Consider the following 18,205-nt stretch of genomic DNA (forward strand, 5'->3'; position numbering starts at 1 on the left):
CCCGGATCTGTCAACCGAGCCGTGACCTGCCGTTTCGTCCATCGCCCCAGCTCAGGGCCGGGTCCAGGGTGCCCATGTTTCGGTCCCGCGGCCCGACGAACGGGTTGGATGACGGACCCGGATGGGGTGGCCGGGGCGCGCCCGACGGCGGCGGCAGGTTCAGGCGCCGAGGGCGCCGCTGGCGTAGAGTTCCTGGCCGTCACGCACCGTCTGGAGGCAGACGGGATCGTTGCCTGTGTCCAGCGCCGGCAGCAGCGGTGTGCGGGCGCGCGGATCGGTGCTCCACGACTGCACCCGGCCGTCGGCAACCTGGACCATGAGTTCCTCGACCTCCCAGACCGCGAAGCTCGCCGGGGCCCCGGGCACCAGCTGTCCAGCCATGGGGTTCCGGTACCGGGCGGCGCGCCAGCCAGCCCGCGTGTGGCCCAGGAACGCGGCGCGGGCGGAGATCCGTTCGGCCGTATTTGTGTGCTCCAGGCAGGCGCGCACGCTGGACCACGGCCGCAGGGGCGTTACCGGGCTGTCGCTGCCGAAGCAGATCGGCACACCGGCCGCGTAGAGGCTTGCGAATGCGTTCATGCCCTGCTGCCGGGAACCGAGGCGCTGCTGGTACAGGCTGTCCCCGCCGCCCCAGAGGGCGTCGAAGATCGGCTGGGCGCTGACCGTGACGGAGTAGCGGGCCAGCCGGCTGATGGCCGCGGAATCAGCGAGCTCGACGTGCTCGAGGCGGTGTCCCGCAGCCCGGACGCGCTGCTCCCCCACCTCGGCAGCGGCAAGGTCGAGGGCGTCTAAGGCTGCGTCCAGGCCGGCGTCACCGATCACGTGGAATCCTGCCTGGATGCCCAGCAGGGAGCACGCCGCCAGGTGGGCGGCCGCCTCGGCCACGGAGAGGTACTGGCTGCCGCGCTCCCCCGGCGCGTCCGCATAGTCGGCCCGAAGCGAGGCGGTCCGGGAGCCGATCGATCCATCGATGTTGAGGTCTCCCGCCAGGCCCAGGACCGGTACGCCCAGGCCGTCCAGGATGGACCGGGCATGATCCGCCGAGGAGGAAAGCTCGCCCCAATACGGCAGGATCTCCGGCACTGCCGCGGCGTCAGCCGGACTGGACCCCGGTTCCCCGCCGGCGGTGCCGTTCCAGGACGCCGCGACCCGCAGGTCCTCGACGCCGCCGATGTGCGGGGCCGCCATCTCGGCGAGGGCCACATACCCGTTGGCGGCGGCCTCCGCGAGGGCCCGCCGCTGGTAGCGGTGCACGGTGCCGGCAGGAAGCCGGCGGGCTGCCAGCCGGGCCGCGGTGTGCGCACCGCGTTTGACCTGGCTGCCGGCGGCGTAGCCGTCCATTCCCTCCAGCCCGGCCGCCGTCACCAGCGAGTTCGAGACCAAGGCCGAGTGGACGTCCACCCGGGACAGGAAGACCTCGCGACCACCGGCGGCGCGTTCGAGCTCCTCCCGGGAGGGCAGCGCGGGTTCGGCCCACGTGGTCTCGTCCCACCCGTGGCCCAGCACGGTGCCGCCCGCGCTGGAGGCGGAGCCGGCGTAAGCGGCGACGGCGTCGAGTAGTTCAGCGGCGGAGCGTACGCCGCCCAGCTGGAGCCCGTCCAGCGCGATGCCGGTCTCCGTCAGGTGGACGTGGGAATCGACGAAACCGGGGGCCAGGAGCGCGCCTTGAAGGTCGATCACGTTCATGGAGGCGTCTGCAATGGAGGTGGCGGCCTGCTCGGAACCGACCCAGGCGACGGTGTCGCCGTCGACCAGCATGGCGGTGGCGAACGGATCGGCGGCGGTGTAGACGGAGCCGTTGCGGTAGAGCGTGACGTTGCGAGGGGCGGCCGGCGAATCGGTCATGGGGCGGGAACTCCTTGTAACTGGTGGCCGGATCAGCGCCGGCGGGTTCGAAATACGTTTAGAACTACGCGTTAGAAATACGGTTCGGTGGGAGGGTGCGCAGCCGGATCGGCGCCCTTGCACGGCCTGGTCGCGGTGGCTGCGACCCCTTACGCCACCGAGGAATAGGCGACGACGCCGCGTTTGACGAGTTTGATGGCCTCCGCACACAGCCGCGCCACCCGGGGGTCCAGGTTCGGGATATCGGCCAGCTGATCCAGGAGGTCAATCACCTGTTTCACCCAGCGGACAAAATCACCTGCGGCCAGGTCGGTGCCGCTCAGTACGTCCTGGAGATGCCGGCCCTTGGCCCATTTGAAGATCGGCCAGACGAGGCCCAGTTCAGGCTCCGCGGTGAGGGGCAGCTTGTTGGCTTCTTCCACATCTTCCAGTGCCGACCATTCATGGACCACGGTATCCACGGCCGATTCCAGGGACACGCTCGGCATCTTGGGCCGCAGGCCGCGGTCCTCACGCTTGGCCTGGTATACGAGTGCACTGGCCAGGGCGGCGATCTCGGCGGCGTCGAGGTCGTTGAACGCGCCCATCCGCAGGGACTGCGAAATCAGCAGGTCCTTTTCGCCGTAGATGCGCCGCAGCCGCTGCCCGTCCGCGCTGATGGTCAGCACGCCGGTGTCCGAGGTTTCCAGGTAGCCGTAGCCCGTCAGGACCCCGCACACGCGGTCGAATGTTTTGGCGATCGTGTTGGTCCGGCCCTGGATCTGCCGGATGAGGCCGTCCGTTTCCTGGCGGAGCTTCCACCAGCGTTCGGACCACCGGGCGTGGTCTTCGCGTTCGCTGCACCCGTGGCAGGGGTGCGCGCGGAGCTCCCGGCGCAGCTCGGCGATCCGCTTCTCCTGGTTGGGCGCGGCCGCGGACCGGCCAAAGTCGTCGTCGCGGCGCGGAGGTGCCGGCGGCCGGTGCTCGCGGATCGCGTTGCGGACCGAGGACGCCAGATCACGGCGCGACTTGGGGACCTTCGCGTTGAACGACTTGGGAATCCTGATCCGGGTGATCGGCGCCAAAGGACCTTCCACGTCGTGCAGGCCGATCCGGCGCAGCTGGTTGTCCAACGTCATGACGGCAGGCCGTGGCTCCCGCGATTCGTGGTCGGAGCTGAGCACCACCGCGAAGCCAGGCGACTTGCCGCCTGGAACGTCCACCACGTCGCCAGGTAGCAGCCGGCTCAGGGAGTCCTCGGTGAGCGACTTCGTGGCCCTGGAGCTGCTCTTGGAGGCGGTCTTCTCGGCGTCGGCAAGGGCACGCCGCAGCCGCGCGTATTCGGTGAAATCGCCCAGGTGGCAGGTCATGGCCTTGCTGAACCCGGCGAGGGATTCCTCCCGGCTCCTGACCTGACGGGCCAGCCCGACGACGGAACGGTCGGCCTGGAACTGCGCAAAGGACGATTCGAGGATCTCCCGGGCACGGGCCCTGCCGAACTGGGCCAGCAGGTTGATGGACATGTTGTAGGTGGGCCGGAAACTCGAGTTCAGCGGGTAGGTCCGCCGTGAGGCGAGGCCGGCCACGGCGGCCGGGTCGGTGCCCGGCTGCCAGAGGACCACCGCGTGCCCCTCGACGTCGATGCCACGGCGCCCGGCACGGCCCGTCAGTTGGGTGTACTCCCCCGCCGTGATGTTGACGTGCGCCTCGCCGTTGAACTTGTCCAGCTTCTCCAGCACGACGCAGCGGGCCGGCATGTTGACGCCAAGAGCGAGCGTCTCGGTGGCGAAGACGGCCTTGACGAGCCCGTCGACAAAGAGCTTTTCCACGACCTCCTTGAAGGTCGGCAGCATCCCGGCGTGGTGCGCTGCAAGGCCGCGCAGCAGGCCGTCCCGCCAGCTCCAGAAGCCGAGCACATCGAGGTCATCGGAGGGGATGTCCTGGGCGGCTTCGTCGACGCGCTGGGCGATGATCAGTTGTTCGCGCTCGTTGGTCAGCCACAGTCCCGCGGAGACGCACTGGGCCACGGCCGCGTCGCAGCCGGCGCGCGAGAAGATGAAGGTGATGGCCGGCAGGAGGTCCTGCCGGTCCAGGCTGGCGATGACCTGGGGCCTGCTGGCCTTCCGTACCGGGCTGCGCTGGGCGCCCTGCGGTTCGTCCCGCTGGCTGCGTTGCTGCCGGCGCTGGTTCCTGCCGCCGTGGCCGAAGCGGCCCCGGAAATTCATCTGGCTCTCCGCACGCGCCATGGAGAGAAGCTCGGGGTTGACCTCGAAGCCGTTCCGGCCGGGCAGCGCCGCTGTGACGGCGGGCGTGGATGCATCGGCCGCAATTCCTTTGCCTGCAGCGACTCCGCCCGCGGCGGTCCGGCCTGCCGCGTCGTCGGCCGTTGCCTCCACAGACGGCGCGATCTCGTCAAAGCTGGTGTCGCCGGCGAACAGGTCCACGATCTTCCGGCCCACCATCACGTGCTGCCACAGCGGCACCGGGCGGTGTTCGGAGACGATCACGTCCGTCTGCCCCCGGACCGTGTCGAGCCAGGCCCCGAACTCCTCGGCGTTGGAGACCGTGGCGCTGAGGGACGCTACCTGGACTTCGCTGGGCAGGTGGATGATGACTTCCTCCCACACGGCACCGCGGAAGCGGTCGGCGAGGTAATGGACCTCGTCCATGACCACGAAGCCGAGGTCCACGAGGGTATCGGAATCGGCGTAGAGCATGTTGCGGAGCACCTCGGTGGTCATGACCACCACGGGAGCGTCGCCGTTGATGCTGGTATCGCCGGTGAGCAGGCCCACCTGGGCAGCGCCGTACTTGGCGGCCAGCTCGGCGTACTTCTGGTTGCTCAGGGCCTTGATGGGGGTGGTGTAGAACGCCTTGAGCCCGCGCTGGAGGGCGAGGTAGATGGCGAACTCCCCGACGATCGTTTTTCCGGCGCCGGTAGGCGCGGCCACCAGCACCCCCCGGCCTGCCTGCAGCGACAGGCACGCCTCGCGTTGGAAATCATCGAGTTCGAATTCAAGCGAGCGAATGAAGCCGCCCAGGTAGGTCTTGGCTTCGGCGGCCCGCTCTACGCTGGCGCGGTAACGTTCGGACGGGGACTCCGGCCCGGGGTGTGACGACATGCTTCCAGCCTAATGCGCGAAAGCCTAGAGATTCTCCAGCTCGGAGCTGGGGGTGGCCCGGTCGGCGGTTGCTTCGGTCTCGGCATCCCGCTTGACGGCGCGTCGTTCGCGCCGGCGGTCGTTGAGCAGGCACAGCCCGATGGCGGCGAAGAACAGCGCCAGCATGGGCACGGCAAGGTAGAACATGCTCGTGGCGTCGGCGCCGGGTGCGGCCATGGCGGCGAAGAGGCACACCAGGAACACGGTGATCCGCCAGCTCTTCAGGAGCTGCTGGCCCTTGACGAGGCCGGCCAGGTTCAGGCCGACCAGGACCACCGGAAGCAGGAACGCGATGCCGAAGGCCAGCAGCAGCCGCAGCACGAAGGTCAGGTACACCTGGGCGCTGATGAAGTTGGAGCCGCCCGCCGGTGTGAACTCGGTCAGGACGCGCACCGCGTTCGGCAGCACCAGCCAGGCCAGCAGCACGCCGCCGACGAACAACGGCACGGCCGCCGCGACGAAGGACAGCGCCACGCGCCGTTCCTTCTTGTGCAGCCCGGGGACAATGAAGGCCCACAACTGATAGAGCCACACCGGGCTGGCGATGATCAGGCCGAGGAACACGGAGACCTGGATCATGAGGTCGAACGAGCTCGCGACGCCGTCGAAGTTCAGGGTGGCCTCGCGGCCCTGCTGTTCATTCAGGTCCCGGATCGGCTTGGTCAAAGCGGCAAGAAACGGCTGGTAGACGACGAAGCCCACCACGGTCCCAATGACCACGGCGATTGCGGCCTTGAAGAGCCGGTTGCGCAGCTCTTTCAGGTGGTCGAGGAGCGCCATCCTCCCCTCGGGGTTCGATCGACGGCTCATGGTTACTGCCATGCGGTCTTAGGCGCGGGTCGACGGCGGAACGTCGGTTCCGTCGCCGGTGCGGCTCTCCGGTGCGCCGGCCCTGGGGTGGTTGATAACCCGGCCTTCGACCGGCCCGGAGTCATCCGTGGCGTCGGGAGTGCCGTCCTTCTTCATTTCCCGGACTTCCGACTTGAAAATGCGCATCGACTGGCCCAGGCTGCGGGCCATCCCCGGCAGCTTCGGTGCAGCGAAGAGCACCAATGCCAGAACAATGATGATGATGAGATGCCAGCCTTCAAGCCTCATGTCAGAAGGTCCTTTCGTTTGATTACATCCTATGTCTAACCCAATTCGATGTCGCGCAGCGCCTGGGGCTGCCCGCGGTCCTTCTTGCGCTGGATGCGGCGCAACCGACGGGTTTGTTGCCGGGACAACTTGGATGCGTGGTAAGCATGCCGCATCCGGGCGGGAGAGGCAAAAACTGCGATGCCGGGAGCCGGCCGGGAGGCAGCGTCCGCGCCGTCTTCCACTCCGGGGCCGGCGCCGTCCGTGCCGGATCCATAACTGGTCCCCGCCGGCGACGGCAGACTGGAGAACCGGTCCGCTGCTTCACCCAACTCCCGGAGCGTGGTCGTGAATTTGCGGAACAGCCGCACTCCGAGCACGACGTAGAACAGCAGCGACAGCGCGACGAGCGCTATCCAAATTAGGATCCAGGACCACCAAGGCATGCTGACCAGTCTATCGGGCAGCCCGGCGAGTCTTAGTATTGCGCCAGGGCGGCGGCGAGCCACTCCCGGGATGCGTCCGCGAGTCCGCCGGGCTGCAGGATCCGCATCATGCCGCCGTGCTGGGCCACCAGCATCGGCAGCCAGTCCGTGCTGCCGAACCGGATTTCCGCGAGCATGCCGCCGCCGGGCAGGGCCGCGGTCCGTTCGGCATAGTAGTCGTCGGCCAGGCCCGTGCCGCGGGGGGCGAGTTCCACGACCACCAGCGTGTCGTCGTCGTTCGGCGTGAAGAGCTTCACCGGGAAGCCGTCCACCGGCCGCGCCGTCCCGGCCGCCGGCCGGCCGTTGGGAGCCAGTGCCTCGATCCGGTCCAGGCGGAAGTTGCGCAGGCCCAGGGCGGAGTGGCAGTACGCCTCGAGGTACCACGTGTTGTCCAGCGAATAGAGCCGCAACGGGTCTACGTCACGTTCGGAGACAGCGTCGCGCTGCGGCGAGAAGTAGGCCAGGTGCAGCTGGGCGCCGGAGCGGATCGCCGTGCGCGCGGTCTCGAGGATGGCGGAGTTGCCCGGAGCCACCTCGGGTCCGGAGAGAGCGGCCGCTTTGAGCCCCTCCTCCCCCGCCGCGGCCAAGAGCTTGAGCGTCACGGATTCGAGCGCGCCGCCTTCGGCGAGTTCGGGCAGGCCGTTCAGGGTTTCCAGCCCGGTCAGGAGGGCGCAGGCCTCGTCGACGGTGAAGCGCACGGGACGGGTCAGGTCGAGGGCCTGGGTGATGAAGACGTGGTCATCGTCCCACTGGATGTCCAGCAAATCGTCGGGGTAGCCTTCGGGCAGGCCCGAGCAAATCAGGATCCGCAGGTCATCCTCGAGCTCCTTGCGCGTGATCCCGAACCTGGCGGCGACCTCGCTGATGTGCAGCCCCTGGTTGTGGACAAGGAACGGGACAAGTTGCAGCATCCGCTTGAGCTGGTCCTCGGACGTCCGGCTGCGCGGCCGGACGGCGCGCCCGGCCGCGGGGAAGGCCACGTCCGGAACCGGCCGGGCGGCGAACTCGGCGGCGGCGGCGAGGCGGCGGCGCACAGCGGCGGCGAGATCGGGAGGCGAGACCACCCTGGCCCGGGGACCGTAGGAGGCCAGTTCCTCGCCGAGCGTCTCGGCGTCGCGGAACGGCACCATGAGCCGGTCGGTGCCGGCGGCGGCCCCGACGTTCTCCTGTGTGACGTTCTCCTGTGGACCGTTCCCGCCGGCGCTGCCCGGTTGCGGCACGGCGCGTTTCCGGAGTCCCAGCAGGCGTCCGTGCTCGACGTCGACGACGGCGGTCTGCACCGGCAGCTCGGCCAGGCCGGCCAGCTCGGCGCGGACATTGAACCCGGCCGGAGGCGCGAATGTTTCCTTCTCCAGCACTGTCACGGCGGAGGTCAGGCGGGAGAGCCGGAAGAACCGCTTGTCCCCGCGCGCCCGGTCGTGGCCCACGAGGTACCACTGGCCGAAGCGGCTGCCGAGCCCCCAGGGTTCCACAAGCCGGTCCTGTTCGGTGCCGGTGCTCCCGGCGGCATACCTGAAGCTGACCGGGTGCTGGGCGTGGATCGCGGCCACGAGGTCCTCGAAGGCCTGCCCGGCCGGCCGGATGCGCGGTTGGACCCCGGAGGGGAGTTCGGCGTCAAGGAGGCCGCCGGCGGCCTGCAGCTTGCGGACCGCGTCCACGGCGGCGGAGCCGAGGGCGGCATGCTCCCAGAGCTGCGCCGCGAGGATGAGGACCGTGCACTCCTCAGGCGTCAGGCTGACATCGGGCAGCCGGTTCGATTCCTTGCCGATCCGGTAGCGGGTGGTCGCGGGGTCGTCTGAGCCCCAACCTTTGTCCGTCACGGTCTCGACGTCGAAGCCAAAGTGCCGGAGTTCGCCCTTGTCGCGTTCGAACATGCGGCCGAAGGCGACATCGCTGCTGGTGGTGTCGTGGTAGACCTTTTCCCGCAGCTCGCTGCGGCGTAGGCCGTACTTGGTGTTGAGCAGGGCTATGAGCAGGTTCAGGAGGCGTTCTGTACGTGAGGCGGACACCCCGCAAGGGTACTAAAGCCGGTCCCGGAAAATGGCGAAAGCGCGGCAACAGCCGGAAGAACTTTTCCGATTGTTACCGCGCTCGCGCCGGACCGGCAGGGTCCGTGTGACGTCCCCTAGCGGACGGCGACCAGGTCCACGACGAAGATCAGGGCTTCGTTGGGCCCAATCGCTCCGCCGGCGCCACGTGATCCGTAGGCCAGCTCAGAGGGGATTTCGAGGCGGCGGCGGCCGCCGACTTTCATGCCCAGCAGGCCCTGGTCCCAGCCCTGGATGACCTGGCCGACGCCGACCCGGAAGTCCAGCGGCGCGCCGCGGCCCCAGGAAGCGTCGAATTCTTCGCCGGTGGACCAGGCAACGCCCACGTAGTGGGTGGACACGGTGTCGCCGGGCTTGGCCTCGGCGCCGTCCCCTTCGATCAGGTCGGTGATGACCAGTTCGGTGGGGACGTCTCCTTCGGGGAATTCAATTTCCGGCTTCTCGCGGTCGAGGTTGCGCTGTCCAAATGACATGGTTGCTCCTTTGGGGGTGACGTGTGCTGAGTGCGGTGGATTACTTGACGCCGAGGATGTCGACGACGAAGACGAGGTCGCCCTTCGCGTCGCCTTGGCCCTTATCACCGTAGGCGAGGGCCTTCGGGACCACCAAAAGGACGCGGGAGCCGACCGTCTTGCCGGTCAGGCCCTGGGTCCAGCCCTTGATGACGCCGGTGAGCGGGAAGGTGGCCTTCTTGCCGCGGTCAAAGCTGGAATCAAAGATCTTGCCGCTGGCCAGGGCAACACCCACGTAGTTGACCGTGATGGTGTCCGACGCTTTGAGGGCCTGTCCCTTGCCCTTGATGAGGTCCTGGGAAATCAGCGCGGCCGGTGCCTTGACGCCGGCGACCGAGATCTCCGGGACGCCCTTGGCGTTGTCCTTCACGGTCGGCAGCCCTGCCGGCGGGGTGACGGCGTCGCCCTGGGGCTTGTCCAGGACCGGCGGAGCGTCCTTGGCAGCGAGAACCTTGACGATCAGGAGCTGCGTGGGCTTGGCGGGGGCGCCCTGGGCCGCGGCCTGGCCGGGGACGGCCAGGGCCAGGTGGGAGCCAACCTTGGCGCCCACGAAAGCGTTGTAGATCACGGGGCTGCTGGTCTTGAGCTCGTCATTCAGTTCCAGCGGCTCGGGATCGTTCGGGAACGTGTCTTCCAGGGTGGAGCCGTCCGTGCCGTTGAAACCGATGATCGAGATGTCGGCGATCTGGTTGGCCTTGACCCGGTCGCCGCTGCCCTCGGTGACCACCTTTACGGTGGGTTCCTTGACGTCGAGCGGCTTGGTGAATTCGACAGCGGGTGCCTTCTTGTCACCCTTCTCCGTGATCTTGACCGAGTCGAGCTTCGCGGTCTCACCCGCGGACTGGCTGGTGGGCTCCGGAGAGGAAGACGCTTCGCCGCTGCCGCCGCCGCAGGCGGTCAGCAGCAGCAGTCCGGGAAGAAGAATTGCTAGTAGTCGGCGCACTTAGAAACTTTCGTCGAGGCAGGGTGGACTCAGTGCCGTTCGGTTTCCCGCGGCAAAGAAAGCAGCCGCCGCGAGGCGGCCCTACCTCAGAATAACGTGCCAAGCTGGGTATCAGCCCATCGAGTCCAGGAGCGCATCCACCCGCTCGTCCACGCTCCGGAACGGATCCTTGCACAGGATGGTCTGGTGGGCGCGGTCGTTGAGCTTCAAATGAACCCAGTCCACCGTGTAGTCGCGGCCGAGCTCCTGGGCGCGCCGGACGAAGTCGCCGCGGAGTTTGGCCCGCGTCGTTTGCGGCGGGGCGTCCACCGCGTCTTTGACCGCGGTGTCGTCCACTATCCGGCGGGCGGCTCCGCGTGCCTGCAGCAGGTAGAAGAGGCCGCGGCTGCGGGAAATGTCGTGGTACGTCAGGTCCAGCTGCGCAATCCGGGGAGCGTCCAGGCCGAGCCCGTGCCGTTCGCGGTAGTTGTCCATGAGCTTCTTCTTGATGGCCCAGTCCACTTCGGTATCGATCGTGCTCGTGTCGCCGCTTTCGATGGCGTCCAAGGTGCGCCCCCAGAGGTCCAGGATCAGCGGCACGTGCGCGTTGTGCGCACCTTGTTCGGCCACGAATGCCGTCACCTTGGTCAGGTATTCGCGCTGGATTTCCAGGGCCGTGAGCTGCCGGCCGTTGGCGAGCCGCACGAGTGCCCGGCCGCTGAGGTCATGGGAGATTTCCCGGATGCTGCGGATTGGATTTTCCATCCGCATGTCGCGCATGATCACCCCGGCCTCGATCATCCGCAGGATCAGGTCCACCGTGCCGATTTTGAGCATGGCCGTGGTCTCGGACATGTTGGAGTCACCCACGATCACGTGCAGGCGCCGATAAAACTCCGCGTCCGCGTGCGGCTCGTCCCGGGTGTTGATGATGGGCCGGGAGCGGGTGGTGGCGGAGGAGACGCCCTCCCAGATGTGGTCGGCCCGCTGGGAGAAAGCGAAAGTGGCCCCGTGCGGGGTCTTCAGGATCTTGCCTGCGCCGGCAATCAGCTGGCGCGTCACCAGGAACGGAATGAGGATCTCGGCCAGCCGGGAGAACTCGCCGCGGCGCGGGATGAGGTAGTTCTCATGGCTGCCGTAGGAGTTCCCGGCGGAGTCGGTGTTGTTCTTGAACAGGTAGACGGTGCCGTTGAACCCCTCTGCTGCCAGCCGTTCCTGGGCCTCGTCCACGAGGTCGCAGAGGATCAGTTCCCCGGCGCGGTCGTGGGCAATCAGCTGGGCGAGGTCGTCGCACTCGGCCGTGGCGTACTCCGGGTGCGATCCGACGTCCAGGTACAGGCGCGAACCGTTGGTCAGGAAGACGTTGGAGGACCGCCCCCAGCTGACCACCTTGCGGAAGAGGTAGCGGGCCACCTCCTCGGGCGCCAGCGGCCTGGACTCCGGACTTGAATAGGAAATTCCGAATTCGGTTTCGATGCCGAAAATGCGCTTGTCCATCTCACTTCTCCTCAGCCAGCAGTGCCACGATGTCTGCGTCCTCCAGGCGCCGGAAGGCCCGGCGACTGCCGCGGCCGCTTTCCGAGCCGCGGTCCAGCACCGCGACTTCCAGCGCCGATGCAGGCAACGTGGTTGTTTCCTTGTCCGCCACGAGACCGGCGAGGGCCAGCCGGATAGCCCCGGCGAAGTCGAGTTCGCCCCGCCAGCCCGCCGCGACCGCTTCCGACACCTTGTCCGCCTGGCCGCCCATCACGATAAATCCGTGTTCATCGGCGATGGACCCGTCAAAGGTCAGCCGATACAGGTGGTCCTCTTCCTGGATCGTAGCGACTTCTGCCACAGCCAGTTCCACCTCGAAAGGTTTCTGCTCGGCAGTAAAGACCGCGCCGAGGCTCTGCGCGTAGACGCTCGCCAGGCCTCGTGCCGTGACGTCCTCGCGGTCGTAGGAGTAGCCGCGGACATCGGCATACCGCACCCCTGCTTGCCGCAGGCTCTCAAACTCGTTGTACTTGCCGACGGCGGCGAATGCGATCTTGTCGTAGATCTCGCCGATTTTGTGCAGCGACGGGGACGCGTTCTCCGCCACGAGGGCGATTCCGTCCCGGCAGCTGATGACGACCACCGAACGACCGCGGGCGATGCCCTTCCGTGCGAAATCCGCACGGTCCTTCATCAGTTGTTCGGGCGAGACATAGAACTGCTGGGTCATCTCAGGCCTCCCGTTGGGCGACGGCGCGGGATTCGATGATGCGGCCGGCGACGGCGGCGAGATCGCGGTCCGGCACCCGTACGGCTCCCGAGCGGTTCACGACGTACACCACCGGCCATAGTTGCCGGACGGGGTCCGGCCCGCCCGTGGCGGAGTCGTCGTCGGCGGCGTCGTACAGGGCCTCGACGGCGACGGCCACGGCGTCCTGCTCGGAGAGGCCGGGGCGCCAGAGTTTCTTCAGCGCGCCCCGGGCGAACATTGACCCGGACCCCACGGCGTGGTGTTCCTGCTCCTCATACCGGCCGCCCGTGACGTCGTAGGAGAACAGCCGGCCGAAGCCGGCGGGACGGTCGAATCCGGCGAACAGGGGCACGACGGCCAGGCCCTGCATTGCCATGGGCAGGTTGCCGCGGACCATGGCGCCGAGCCGGTTGGCCTTGCCGTCCAGGCTTAGGAGCGTTCCCTCGATCTTCTCGTAGTGTTCGAGTTCGACCTGGAACAGCCGGGTGATATCGAGGGCGATTCCGGCGGTGCCGGCGATGCCCAGCACCGAGTACTGGTCGGCGGGGAAAACCTTTTCGATGTGCCGGCTGGCGATCACATTGCCCATCGTGGCGCGGCGGTCCCCGGCCATGAGCACTCCCCCTGCGTAGGTCATGGCCACGATGGTGGTCCCGTGCGGGACCTGGAGGGGTGACGCGGGGTGGGGTGCCTGGCCGGTGGCGGGCAGCTGGTTGAACGGCACGTGACCGAAAGGCATCAAGTCGGGCCGTTCGCGCTGCAGATGCTCGGTGAATGAGGACGTCGCGTTGGCTGATATGCGGTTGGCTGTTGTTTCCTGCACTGACGCTCTCCCTCACCGTGGTGGATCAACGACTCTTCCGGCTCTTAGCCCCTCCTGCCGCCCTCATCCGGCGGCCGGCGGCGCTCCTACTGACCGCCCTTTTGGACGAATGCGCGCACGAACTCCTCGGCATTGGACTCGAGAACGCCGTCGATCTCGTCGAGCAGATCGTCAACGCCCTGGGTCGCTGCCGACGCCTGGGTGTCCGCCGGGCCCGGCGGCGCGGCAGGGACGTCCTCGTCGATCTCAGTGTCCCGCGACTGCGGCTGCTGCTGCTCCTGGCCTGCCATTGTTCTTCTCCTTCATGTCCGTCCCTTTCTCCTAAGGGACATCCTGTAGCAATAGTGCCACGCCCGGGGCGCCCGCGGGGGGCTTTGTTCCTAGGATCCCGGGCTGAGTCCCAGCAGTTCTGCCAGGAACGGTCCGGCCTCCCGATGCCGGGCAAACAGGGCGCCGGTGAGGGCCTCGGTTCCGCGCAGCGGTTCGCGGGTCGGGACGCGCTGGAGCCTGCCGCGGCCGGGGACATCGAAGATCACGGAGTCCCAGCTCGCGCCCGCGAGGTCTGCGCCGAACCGGCTGACGCAGCGCCCGCGGAAGTATGCCCGGGTGTCCGACGGCGGTTCGGTCACTGCCCGGCCGATCGCGGCGTCGTCCACGATGCGCTGCATCCGGTCGCGGGCCAGCAACCGGTAGTACAACCCCTTTTCGGGCCGGATATCGGCCCATTGCAGGTCCACGAGGCCCAGCCGCGCATTGTTCCAGTCAAGGCCGTCACGCTGGCGGTAGCCCTCCAGGAGGGACAATTTCGCGAGCCATTCCACTGAGGATGCTGCCGCTGCCCGGTCCCCGCCCAGTTCGGTCAAGGTCGCGGACCACCGCTCCAGGACCTCGTGGGTGTGCCCGTCACCGTCCACGGCGTCCGCGACCCCGGTGTCCTGCGCGTGCTTGGAGGCAGCCTCGAAATAGATCCACTGCAGGTCCAGGGCGGTAATCCGTCGCCCGTCACCCAGGCGCAGCATCGCGGTGAGCGAGGTGTCGTGGCTGACGGCCTGCAGGGCGGCGACGGGCTCGTGGATTTCAATCCGAGGCGCCAGACCGGCTTCAATCAGGCTGAGAACCATCGCGGTGGCGCCGAACTTGAGGAAGTTGGACGCCTGGCTGAGATTGGCGTCGCCGATGATGACGTGGAGCCGGCGGTATTTGTCCGCGGTGGCGTGGGGTTCGTCCCGGGTGTTGATGATGGGCCGCCGGATGGTGGTTTCCAGGCCCACCTCGGTTTCGAAGAAGTCGGCGCGCTGGCTGATCTGGTAGCCCGGCCGGCTGCTGTCCTGTCCGAGGCCCACGCGCCCGGCACCGCACATGATCTGCCGGGCGACGAAGAACGGCGTCAGGCCGCGGACAATGTCGCCGAAGGGGACCGAGCGGGGCATCAGGTAGTTCTCGTGCGAACCGTATGAGACCGACTTGTTGTCCGTGTTGTTCTTGTAGAGGTTGACCGGCGGCAGGTCGGGGTCTGCGGCCAGGCGGCGGACCGCGGCCAAGGCTACGAGGTCACCGGCCGCGTCCCAGGTCACGGCGGCGCGGGGGCTGGTCACCTCGGGGCTCGAATACTCCGGGTGCGCGTGGTCGACGTACAGCCGTGCCCCGTTGCCCAGCACCATGTTCATGAGCAGCGTGCCGGACGCGTCCTCGCCGTCGGCCTCCAGCTCCTGCCGTCCGTAGGCGAGGGCGACGGCCTCCGCGTCCAGGACCGGCGGCTGGTCGGTGAGTTGCTCGGGGTCTGCGCTGGCGCGCTCCAGCGTCCACCCGCGGGCGTCGTGCAGCGGCTCCTCGTCGGTGTAGTCCCAGCGGGTTTCAGCGCCGCCGGCAGCGCGCTGCCGGGTCACCTGGGCGTAGGCCTGGATGACGCGGGCGGACATCATCGTGGCGTTGGCGCCCGGGGCCGAGGGGGCGTGGATGCCGTACTCGGTCTCCGAGCCCATCACCCGCATGGCCCCGCCGACGGGCAGTCCACCAGCTGTGTCGGCCGTGCGGCCCGGGACGGCAGCCGTCACAGGTACTGCCCGGTGCTGGGCATCGTCTCGATGGACTTGCCGGGCTCCTGCCCGGCCTTGCCTTGGACGATGGTGCGGATATAGGTGATGCGCTCGCCCTTCTTGCCGGAGATCCGTGCCCAGTCGTCAGGGTTGGTGGTGTTGGGCATGTCCTCGTGTTCACGGAACTCGTCCACCACCGCCCGGAGCAGGTGGTCGATCCGCAGTCCCTTCTGTCCGATGGTCAGCAAGTCCTTGATGGCGTACTTCTTGGCCCGGTCCACGACGTTCTGGACTACGGCTCCGGAGTTGAAGTCCTTGAAGTAGAGCATTTCGGTGTCGCCGTTGGCGTAGGTCACCTCGAGGTACTCGTTGGACTTCTCCGTGGCGTACATCGCCTCGACGGTCCGCTGGACCATGGCGTCCACGGTCGCCTGGACATCCCCGTTGTGCTCGGAGAGGTCGGACTCGTGGAAGGGCAGGTCCGTGGTGATGTACTTGTTGAAAATGTCTGCCGCGGCCTCGGCGTCGGGGCGCTGGATCTTGACCTTGACGTCCAGCCGGCCGGGACGCAGGATCGCAGGGTCGATCATGTCCTCCCGGTTGGACGCGCCGATCACGATCACGTTGTCCAGCCGTTCGACGCCGTCGATTTCGCTGAGGAGCTGCGGAACGATGGTTGTTTCGACGTCGGAGGAAATGCCGGTGCCGCGGGTGCGGAACAGCGAATCCATTTCATCGAAGAAAACCACGACGGGGCTGCCCTCCGAGGCCTTTTCACGGGCGCGGGCGAAGATCAGGCGGATGTGCCGTTCGGTCTCGCCGACGTATTTGTCGAGCAGCTCGGGTCCCTTGATATTCAGGAAGTAGCTCTTCATGTCCGTCTTGCCGGCCCGTTCGGCGGCCCGTGCGGCCAGCGAGTTCGCCACGGCTTTGGCGATCAGGGTCTTGCCGCAGCCGGGCGGCCCGTACAGCAGAATGCCCTTGGGCGCCTTGAGCCCGTGCTCGCGGTACAGGTCAGGGTGCAGGAACGGCAGTTCGACGGCGTCGCGGATCTGTTCGATCTGCGGGCCCAGGCCGCCGATGTCCTGGTAGGTGATGTCCGGGACTTCCTCGAGCACGAGGTTTTCCACCTCGGAGCGTGGGATCTTTTCCAGCGCGTAGCCGGTGCGGGAATCGACCGACAGGGCATCGCCCACCCGGAGCCGCTGGGCGAGCAGCGCCCCGGAGAGCCGGATGACCCGCTCCTCATCGGCGCGGCCCACCACGAGGGCCCGGTCCGCCCCGAGCAGCTCCTTCAGCGTGACCAGGTCCCCGGCGCGCTCGTAGCCGAGTCCTGCGACCACCATCAGGGCCTCGTTAAGCAGGACTTCCTGGCCGACCGCCAGCTGGCTGATGTTGACCAGCGGGCTGACCCCCACGCGCATCTTGCGGCCGGCGTTGAAGATGTCCACGGATTCCTCCGTGGTGGCCTGGCCGCTGCTCCCGGCGCTCGGCTGCCGCCTGGGATTGAGCTGGAGGATGGTGCCGAAGCTGTAGGGCGGCTGTCCCTCCTGGTCGAGGGCGTTCTTGAGCCGCAGGATCTCAGCCTTGGCGGTTTCCAGCATGCTGACGAGCTTGGAATTGTTCTGGGTCGCGGCGGCGAGCTGGCGGTCAATGTGCCGGAGCTTGTCCCGGAGGATATTGACCTGCCGCTCCGCGACGGACAGTTCATTGGCGGCGTACCGCTCGGTCTCGCCGCTTGCGGCCCGGGCCGCGTCCGCTCCTGCGGCGGCAACCGCCGCGTCCTCGGCCGGTGTGCGGCCCGGGTCAGTGTTCGGAGTCTCCATCGTGCATCAGCCCCTTCCTGCTCTTCTGTTAAGACCATAGCCCTAAGAAGGCGGGTGCCGCTGGAGACATCCGAAATATGCTGCCTAGTTCGTTATGTCCGGGGTGTCCACGACGTTGGTTCCGGCGATTGCGTCGCGGGCCGCGCGGCGCAGCTTCTTGTCCGAGACGGCGCGTTCGCCGACGGCGCCCGGGGTCCAGGCGTTGACGTCTTCTTCATTGAAGTCGGTCTTGGAGGGGCGGCGCTTGACGGAGATTCCCGTGACTCCGTCGGCAAGCCGGCGGGTGACCAGCAGGAAGCCCGTGTGGGCGACCATGCGGTGGTCCGGACGCACCGCCAGTCCTTCGAGGTGCCAGCCGCGGACCATGGATTCCCAGGCGTCGGGCTCGGTGAAGCGTCCGTCGGCACGGATCGCTTCGGCTGTCCGCGAAAGCTGCGTCACAGTCGCGACATAATTGATCCAGACCCCGCCGGGGGCCAGAACCGTGGCGACGGCGTCAAGGCATTCCCAGGGGGCGAGCATGTCCAGGACCACCCGGTCCACGGAGCCAGGCTCTTCGGTGCGCACCACTTCCTCCTGGAAGTCGCCGAGGGAGATCTTCCAGGCCGGGTGCGGGCCGCCAAAGATGGTCTCGACGTTGCCGCGGGCGATGTCCGCGAACTCCTGGCGACGTTCAAAGGAATGCAGGTAGCCGTTGTCACCCACGGCGCGAAGCAGGGAGATGGACAGAGCGCCGGAGCCGACGCCGGCCTCCACAACGCGTGCGCCCGGGAAGATGTCCGCCATGGTGACGATCTGGCCGGCGTCTTTGGGATAGACCACGGCGGCGCCGCGCGGCATCGACAGGACGAAGTCCGAGAGCAGCGGGCGCAACGTCTGGTACTGCTGGCCAACGTTATTGACGACGACGGAGCCGTCCGGTTGGCCGATGATCTCGTCGTGGTTCAGGAAACCGCGGTGGGTGTGGAAGGCGCCGCCGACTTCGAGCGTGATGGTGTTCATGCGGCCCCGCTCGTCCGTGAGCTGGACCCGTTCCCCCTCGCGGAACGGTCCGCGGCGCCGCGCCGCACCGGTCGCGCCGGTTGCGCTCGCGGCGGCCGCTGTGACCTGAGGCGCCTCGGCGGCTGTGCCAGTGTCTGCGGTTGTGCTAATGCCTGCGGCGGCGGTGGCTGCGGTGTCGCTGCTCATGAAGATGTTCCTCGCTCCTGTAAAGCTGTGTGGCCGCGGACATGCCGGCGGGCACCGGTCCTTGCGCGTGGGGGCC

At 67.8% G+C, this 18,205-nt stretch carries 15 protein-coding genes; all 15 read right to left on the reverse strand.

Going from position 1 to position 18,205, the window contains the following annotated elements; genetic code table 11:
* Nucleotides 1–159: 159 nt before the first annotated feature.
* Complete coding sequence (locus AB4Y72_RS01460) at nt 160–1,845, reverse strand: amidohydrolase (protein ID WP_441424398.1); 1,686 nt, start codon at nt 1,843–1,845, stop codon at nt 160–162.
* Between the two features lie 149 nt (nt 1,846–1,994).
* Nucleotides 1,995–4,946, reverse strand: coding sequence for a DEAD/DEAH box helicase (locus tag AB4Y72_RS01465; protein ID WP_441424399.1), 2,952 nt, complete (start codon nt 4,944–4,946; stop codon nt 1,995–1,997).
* A gap of 24 nt (nt 4,947–4,970) precedes the next feature.
* Nucleotides 4,971–5,765 (reverse strand): twin-arginine translocase subunit TatC, encoded by a 795-nt coding sequence (gene tatC / locus AB4Y72_RS01470; protein ID WP_441424576.1) that lies wholly within the window; start codon nt 5,763–5,765, stop codon nt 4,971–4,973.
* Between the two features lie 48 nt (nt 5,766–5,813).
* Nucleotides 5,814–6,083, reverse strand: coding sequence for a Sec-independent protein translocase subunit TatA (tatA, locus tag AB4Y72_RS01475; RefSeq protein WP_441424400.1), 270 nt, complete (start codon nt 6,081–6,083; stop codon nt 5,814–5,816).
* A 35-nt stretch (nt 6,084–6,118) separates the two neighbouring features.
* Complete coding sequence (locus AB4Y72_RS01480) at nt 6,119–6,508, reverse strand: hypothetical protein (RefSeq protein WP_441424401.1); 390 nt, start codon at nt 6,506–6,508, stop codon at nt 6,119–6,121.
* A gap of 32 nt (nt 6,509–6,540) precedes the next feature.
* Complete coding sequence (locus AB4Y72_RS01485) at nt 6,541–8,556, reverse strand: helix-turn-helix transcriptional regulator (RefSeq protein ID WP_441424402.1); 2,016 nt, start codon at nt 8,554–8,556, stop codon at nt 6,541–6,543.
* Nucleotides 8,557–8,672: 116 nt separating this feature from the next.
* A complete protein-coding gene (locus AB4Y72_RS01490) occupies nt 8,673–9,068 on the reverse strand; it encodes an FKBP-type peptidyl-prolyl cis-trans isomerase (protein ID WP_441424403.1) in 396 nt (131 codons plus the stop codon).
* A 40-nt stretch (nt 9,069–9,108) separates the two neighbouring features.
* The gene (locus AB4Y72_RS01495; RefSeq protein WP_441424404.1) at nt 9,109–10,050 is read right to left on the reverse strand and encodes an FKBP-type peptidyl-prolyl cis-trans isomerase; all 942 of its coding nucleotides are present in this window, start codon (nt 10,048–10,050) and stop codon (nt 9,109–9,111) included.
* A 111-nt stretch (nt 10,051–10,161) separates the two neighbouring features.
* Entirely contained in the window at nt 10,162–11,526 is a 1,365-nt protein-coding gene (pafA, locus tag AB4Y72_RS01500) for a Pup--protein ligase (protein ID WP_441424405.1), read from the reverse strand.
* 1 nt (nt 11,527) lies between these two features.
* Complete coding sequence (prcA, locus tag AB4Y72_RS01505) at nt 11,528–12,235, reverse strand: proteasome subunit alpha (RefSeq protein ID WP_441424406.1); 708 nt, start codon at nt 12,233–12,235, stop codon at nt 11,528–11,530.
* Nucleotide 12,236: 1 nt separating this feature from the next.
* Nucleotides 12,237–13,079: a proteasome subunit beta gene (gene prcB / locus AB4Y72_RS01510; RefSeq protein ID WP_441424407.1), complete on the reverse strand. Its 843-nt coding sequence runs from the start codon at nt 13,077–13,079 to the stop codon at nt 12,237–12,239.
* 86 nt (nt 13,080–13,165) lie between these two features.
* Nucleotides 13,166–13,369, reverse strand: coding sequence for a ubiquitin-like protein Pup (locus AB4Y72_RS01515; protein WP_441424408.1), 204 nt, complete (start codon nt 13,367–13,369; stop codon nt 13,166–13,168).
* Nucleotides 13,370–13,459: 90 nt separating this feature from the next.
* Nucleotides 13,460–15,070, reverse strand: coding sequence for a depupylase/deamidase Dop (gene dop / locus AB4Y72_RS01520; RefSeq protein ID WP_441424577.1), 1,611 nt, complete (start codon nt 15,068–15,070; stop codon nt 13,460–13,462).
* 59 nt (nt 15,071–15,129) lie between these two features.
* On the reverse strand, nt 15,130–16,941 hold the full coding sequence (arc, locus tag AB4Y72_RS01525; RefSeq protein ID WP_441424409.1) for a proteasome ATPase: 1,812 nt from the start codon (nt 16,939–16,941) through the stop codon (nt 15,130–15,132).
* 84 nt (nt 16,942–17,025) lie between these two features.
* Complete coding sequence (locus AB4Y72_RS01530; RefSeq protein ID WP_441424410.1) at nt 17,026–18,129, reverse strand: tRNA (adenine-N1)-methyltransferase; 1,104 nt, start codon at nt 18,127–18,129, stop codon at nt 17,026–17,028.
* Nucleotides 18,130–18,205 lie beyond the last annotated feature (76 nt).

Origin of the sequence: Arthrobacter sp. YAF34, assembly GCF_052113245.1 — a bacterium.
In the GTDB taxonomy this organism is placed as follows: Bacteria; Actinomycetota; Actinomycetes; order Actinomycetales; family Micrococcaceae; genus Arthrobacter.